The organism is Levilactobacillus yiduensis, from assembly GCF_024718525.1.
Classification (GTDB): Bacteria; Bacillota; Bacilli; order Lactobacillales; family Lactobacillaceae; genus Levilactobacillus; species Levilactobacillus yiduensis.
Window position 1 is genome coordinate 70975 of sequence record NZ_JAMXAZ010000012.1, and the last position, 6000, is coordinate 76974.

Consider the following 6000-nt stretch of genomic DNA (forward strand, 5'->3'; position numbering starts at 1 on the left):
ATGGCTGGGCCTAGAATTTTCTTCACTCCCGACTCCGATAGGCGTTGCCTGCAGCTTCACCTGCTCTGGAAAACACAGACAGTCTACGAAATGGTCTTTCTGTTTGCTTGAAATCTTAGCAAGGATTCACCAAGCTCTAAAGTCGTCCTACCCATTAAGCCAACAGTAAAATCAGACGACGCCACGGGCTAAACTAGTTGTTAGTTAGTAACCACCCTTGTAGCCGAGAGTCCGCCAAATATGGGTTCAGCCGTGGGAGTTACCTTGCCAGTGGTTTTTGCTGGTTAGGTAACTGGCATCTTTGAGACGCGGCCTTTCAGCTCAAAGACGAGGTGTTGAGACCGAACTTTGGCTCGACCCGTCCGCCCACCGCGTTCCGACCCATATTTGGCGGACGGTAGGCGGCCAGTCCATATTGTGTAGCCATAACCCCAGTTTTAGCAAAAAGGCCATCCCCAGCAACAGCTAGACGGATGGTCTTCGGTTCAATCAATTTTTACTTGTAGTTAGGCGCAGCCTTGGTGATCTGCACATCGTGTGGATGTGATTCGATCAGGCCGGCGTTGGAGATACGGACGAACTGGGCGTCGTTGATCAGGTCTTGGATCGTGCCACAGCCGGTGTAACCCATGCCGGAGCGCAGGCCGCCAACCATTTGGAAGATGATGTCGTTGACACTGCCCTTGTATTCCACGCGGGCTTCGATACCTTCTGGCACCAGCTTGTCGGCTTCGTTCACGCCGCCTTGGAAGTACCGGTCGGCTGACCCATGAGACATGGAAGCCAGGCTCCCCATCCCGCGGTAGGTCTTGTATTTCTTACCGTTGTCTTCGATGACGTCGCCAGGTGCTTCGTCAGTCCCGGAGAACATTGAACCAAACATCACAGCGTTCCCGCCGGCAGCCAAGGCCTTAACGATGTCGCCGGAGTATTTCATCCCGCCATCAGCGATGATCGGTTTGCCAAATTCACGCGCAACCTGCGCTGAGTCGTAAATGGCCGTCAATTGGGGCACACCGACACCGGCAACCACCCGCGTCGTGCAGATGGAACCTGGGCCGATACCCACTTTGACCACGTCGACACCGGCTTCGAACAACGCCCGCGTACCTTCACCCGTGGCCACGTTACCGGCAATCAGTGTCGCGTCTGGCAATTGTTGGCGAATCTCAGCGACCTTGCGCAGCACCCCAGCGGAATGACCGTGCGCCGTGTCAATGATGATGGCGTCGGCACCAGCCTTGAGCAAGGCGCTGGCCCGGTCAAACGTGTCGGAAGTGACCCCGACGGCAGCGGCGACTAACAAGTGATTGTTGGCGTCGACAGCGGCGTTCGGATACTTGCTGGCATCATTTTCAATGGCCTTCACGTCAGCGACCATTTGGGCCTGACTGTCGGCACTCATGTTCTTGTGGATGACCCCGAGGCCCCCGTTACGGGCCATGGCCGTGGCCATCTTGGTCTCAGTGACCGTATCCATTGAGGCACTTAAAAACGGAACGTTCAGCTTTAGGTTCGGTGCTAATTGGGTACTCAAGTCAACTTCATTCGGCAAAACGTGGCTTTCAGCGGGTATTAACAAAACATCATCAAACGTGAATCCTTCTTTAGCAAACTTCGTGTCCCAATTAGACATAGTTGATATCGCTCCTCTTAATTTTAGTCTCAGGCTCGGTTAGGAATCCCGGGAGATATTGTTTCTTAATTTACCAGTCTAGGCCATTCAGGTCAAGGTTTCTCATGGAACTATCATGGTTTAATCATTCACAGTGGTTAAAACAATCGTTCAGCAAACTAATTTAGCTTGCGATGGTTACGCCGGGTAATCACCCATTGACGACCGCCAAACACCAGCAAAACCAGCCATGCCAGCGCGGAAATCCAGACACTAACGCGCTGAATCACGGTCGACTGATAAAATACCTGAATCCGATTGGTGCCTGCCTGGACGTGCGCCAGCAAGATCGACATCCGATTCCATCGGACCCGCTGGCGTTGGCCGTTGACCGTCACCTGATAACCCGGGTAATAGAGGTGTGGCAACTTGACCGTTTGCTCGCGTTGGCTGTGCACCAGGTAGGTGAAGCGGTCAGCACCCACACGCCGGCTCAGTTGATGCAGGCCGTGGCCGGGATTCATGACCGCCACCGAATGCGTCCGCAGTGCTGGCATGGCCACCAGCGACTGTGGCCGGACGTAATCGGTACTGTCGCTAGTAGTGGCCACCCGGTGATAATCCGCCTGCGTAATCGTATTGCCATTTCGATAAAAAGCTATAAAACTAGTTGTGCTCAGGATCATGCCAAATACCGCTACGACCGTCAGCAGTCCCCACTGGCCTCGACGCGTTAGCCGTGGTAGCAGTAAGGTCAAGGCGCGGGCCCCCACCAGCGCAATCAGCAGGCTGGCAATCGCTAAGAAGCGCCAGGGAAATTGAATCATCCCCAACACGCGCTGAAACAACGCCCACGGAAACCAGGTCGTGACCATCCATACGAACACCACGGCCAGCACCAGTAAGTAGTGCAGAACCGGCGTCAGACGCTGCCACATCACCAGTGATAGCAACAACAGCATCAACATTAGCCAGCCCAGGTTGATCTGCCCGGACCCCATCTGGTTGACCGCCGAATTTAGCAGAAAGCCTCCGGGCGCCATGGCACTTTGGGTCAATTTAAATTGCAAAATGCTCATCCCAGATAAGGCATGGAGCTGCTCGACCAGCGGTGCTAAAAAGGTCAGCGTCAACAGCACTGTCGCACCCACCACGAGACCCAGCGCGCCCAGCCGCCGTTTGAAATCAGTTCGCCGTAGGAAAAATAGCCCCAGTGTCAGCAGGACCAGCACGGCCGCCAAGAGTAAGGACACCACGTGCGTCAGGCCAATCAAGGCCATCCCCACCGTCAGCCAGATTCCCTGGTGTACGTCGCCGATTGCCAGCTCGTAGGCCCCGTAGAGCACCAACGGCAGAAAGGCAAAGACCATCCCCTCCGCCAAAGCACCACGGGCAAAGAAATCCAGGATGCGGTACTGCGAGAAACTGTAGAGAATTGCCATCAAGACGCCTTGAAAGTAGCTGCCCAGCAGGCGTTTCCCCACAAAGCGCGCCACGTACAGCGTCAATAGCGTGATCAAAAATAAGAATACCGTGTAGGCCCGAATGCCACCCAAGAACACCTGCAGGATGGCTAATGGCAGTAAAGTGTCCGCCGGATAAAACAGATTGATGGGATATCCCCAGCCGCTGAAGGTGGTCGTGGCAATATGGCCCAGGTCCCAACGACCGCTGATCAGCTGCTGATACAACCCCTGCACCCGGTTCAAATGAAAACTCAGGTCGTCGCCCATGTAGATTTTCCCTTGGCTCGCCCACAGGAACAACCAAAATACGCTCAGACAACTAAACAGCACCAGTTCCCCGAACCAGCGATGCCGCGTTAGCCAGTCGGCCGCTTGCCCATTTTTCACACGCATTTACCCCTTCCGCTCAAACAACCAGTAGGTCACGTCGACCTGTTCAAACACTTGCCGGTGGACCCTGACCACACGGTAGTTGCGGTACAGCGTCTTGGCCAGCTTGCTAGTTCCTGGATTCAGGTTACCGCTGGTGATGCGCCCCGGGATATCGCTGTCGCCGTCCCACTCACGTACGGACTGCTTCGCGGGCGTGTTGAGCACGACCCACTGGACCTGGTGGCGCTTGATGATGTTTCGTTGGGACCGCAAGATCTGGGGTGCCGCCTTTTCGGGAATATTATAATTTTGGAAATAATAAGTCGTCGGGACCGCGTCAGCCGCGGTGTAAAAGCCCATGTCGATCGACCCATAATTCAACAAGGTCGGATGCGCACTGTGCTGGCGCATGATGCGGCCGAATTCGATTTGCGCCGGCTGTTGCGGCTTGGTCGTGTTGCGTTTGGTAATCGACTGGTTATTCGGAAACAACCGGGAACTGACCACGTTGTTGTTGACCCCGAGAACCAAGAACACGCTTAGGACCAGGGTCCCCAAAATCACAAACGGATCGTCGACTGCCGGCAAATGGACCCATTTGAAAAAGCGGTCCAACAAGAAGATGAACGGCACCACAAAGAAGGCGAAGTACACCAGCTGGTAATACTGATACAGCGACCCGGTCTGGTAGCCGTACAGCGCCAACAAGTCGCTGCCCAAAAAGGCCGCCAGATACAGTGTCCGCGCAAAGTTACTGGTCAGAATCGACCGTTGGAACATGATCAGCAGCGTGCCGCCCACACCCAGAATGAAGAACAGGACGTCGCTGAGGTAGAAATGCCCCAGCAGGATGGCCGACTGGATCAGGTTGGAGAAGAACGAGACCGACGACGTCATGTAGACCTTGGTATTAAATAAAATATAGACCCGCACGAAGTCCCCCAACGACCCGGTGGCCAGGAAGTAAATCAACCACGGCACCGTCGCCAATAAGAAGCCCAGGCCGCTCCACAAAACCAGACGGCCCAGCTCACGCCACTGCTTTTTAGCCAACAGGTAGATGCCATAGGCCAGGTAAAAGGCAATCCACCCGCCCAACAGCGTGTATTTCGACAAGAACACGACACCCACAAACAGTCCCTGGGTAAAGAACCACCAGTGACTGACGGTGCGGTGCTGGTCCAGCAAGATAATCAGGTAGATCAGCGCTAGCAATAACGGCAGCGTAAAGAATTCCACCGTGTCACCGTAGTTGTAATAGGGGTGATATAAAAATAATAGTGGCGACAGCATGGCCGTCAGAAAGGCTGGCAGCTCGTTTAGCTTGAGCAACCGTGCCAATTTATACGTCAAAATCATGGCCGCAATTAAAATCGCAATTTCAGAAATAAAAATTAAAATAAAACTGCGGTGACTCACCAGGTAGGCCAGTCCATGCCAAAAATACACGTACGGCCCCTTCTGTTCAAAAATATCTTTATACGGCGTGATACCATTCATCATGGCCTTGCCGACCGTGAAGAAGGCGTTGTTGTCAGGCGAGGTGTCAAAATAAAATGCCGGCGAGGTGTATGAACAAAACGCCATCATAAAAATCCCAATAATGGCAAGCAACACAAAATACTGAGCTTCGTGGCTTTGCAATTTTTCCTTGATTCGTAAGTACACGGGACCCTGCTCCTTTTCCTAAAAAACTCAAAAAGAAAAGACGCGGTTTCGCGCCACGTCCTTTCTGTTACGTTAAACTTAACCCTACTTCTTGATGGAAACCGTAACCGTGTAAGTCTTGTAGCCCTTCTTGGTAACAGTCATCTTGAACTTCTTACCCTTGTTAAGCTTCTTGGCTTGCTTCTTGGTCAACTTAACAGTCTTCTTGCCAGCCTTCTTGATAGAAACCTTCTTGACAGACTTGTTCTTGTTGTTCTTGAAGTTGATCTTAGAACCCTTCATGGCCTTCTTGATGTAGACCTTACGGGCGTTCTTCTTGTACTTCTTGCTTAACTTAACACGCTTTGACTTCTTGACCGTCTTCTTGGTAGCTTTCTTCGTAGCTTTCTTAACAGCCTTCTTGGAGCTGCTTGAAGCAACAACGCTACTTGAAACGCCGCTACCACTGGTAGCAGTTGCACTGCTACCAGCAGCGTTAGCAGTCGTAGCGATAACCCCGGCAAACGTCAAGGCAGCCAGTAAACTTAAGACATAACCAAATACTTTCTTCATGAAAAATACCCTCCCAGATATGTAAGTCAATAAAACTATTAAATAATTTTATTACTGAATAATCGTAGTTCTTTCTCAAGCATCCGTCAAGGGGCATTTTCACTAATAGTGGCAATTGTTGTAAGCGTTAGCTAGTGGCGCCACGAAGGGGTAACGTCCCTCGCAGAACGTTACCCCTTTTGGTCTGATTCACCATGTTTAATTGCTTGTTAACCATCTGCTTAAACCATTAAATTCCGGTCAGATAGTACCTGAATTATTCATACCTTTCAAAAAAGTCGTCAGTTTTCATGTTTTTCAAAAACTGACGGCTTTTGATCTTGCTTA

General features: G+C 52.0%; 4 protein-coding genes. All 4 read right to left on the reverse strand.

What is annotated here, in order from left to right:
* Positions 1–496: 496 nt before the first annotated feature.
* Positions 497–1636, reverse strand: coding sequence for an IMP dehydrogenase (gene guaB / locus NGM66_RS08430; RefSeq protein ID WP_208908002.1), 1140 nt, complete (start codon positions 1634–1636; stop codon positions 497–499).
* Between the two features lie 158 nt (positions 1637–1794).
* A complete protein-coding gene (locus tag NGM66_RS08435; protein ID WP_258115550.1) occupies positions 1795–3468 on the reverse strand; it encodes a 6-pyruvoyl-tetrahydropterin synthase-related protein in 1674 nt (557 codons plus the stop codon).
* A 6-nt stretch (positions 3469–3474) separates the two neighbouring features.
* The gene (locus tag NGM66_RS08440) at positions 3475–5121 is read right to left on the reverse strand and encodes a glycosyltransferase family protein (RefSeq protein WP_208907998.1); all 1647 of its coding nucleotides are present in this window, start codon (positions 5119–5121) and stop codon (positions 3475–3477) included.
* Between the two features lie 84 nt (positions 5122–5205).
* Positions 5206–5673: a hypothetical protein gene (locus NGM66_RS08445; RefSeq protein ID WP_208907996.1), complete on the reverse strand. Its 468-nt coding sequence runs from the start codon at positions 5671–5673 to the stop codon at positions 5206–5208.
* Between the last annotated feature and the right edge of the window lie 327 nt (positions 5674–6000).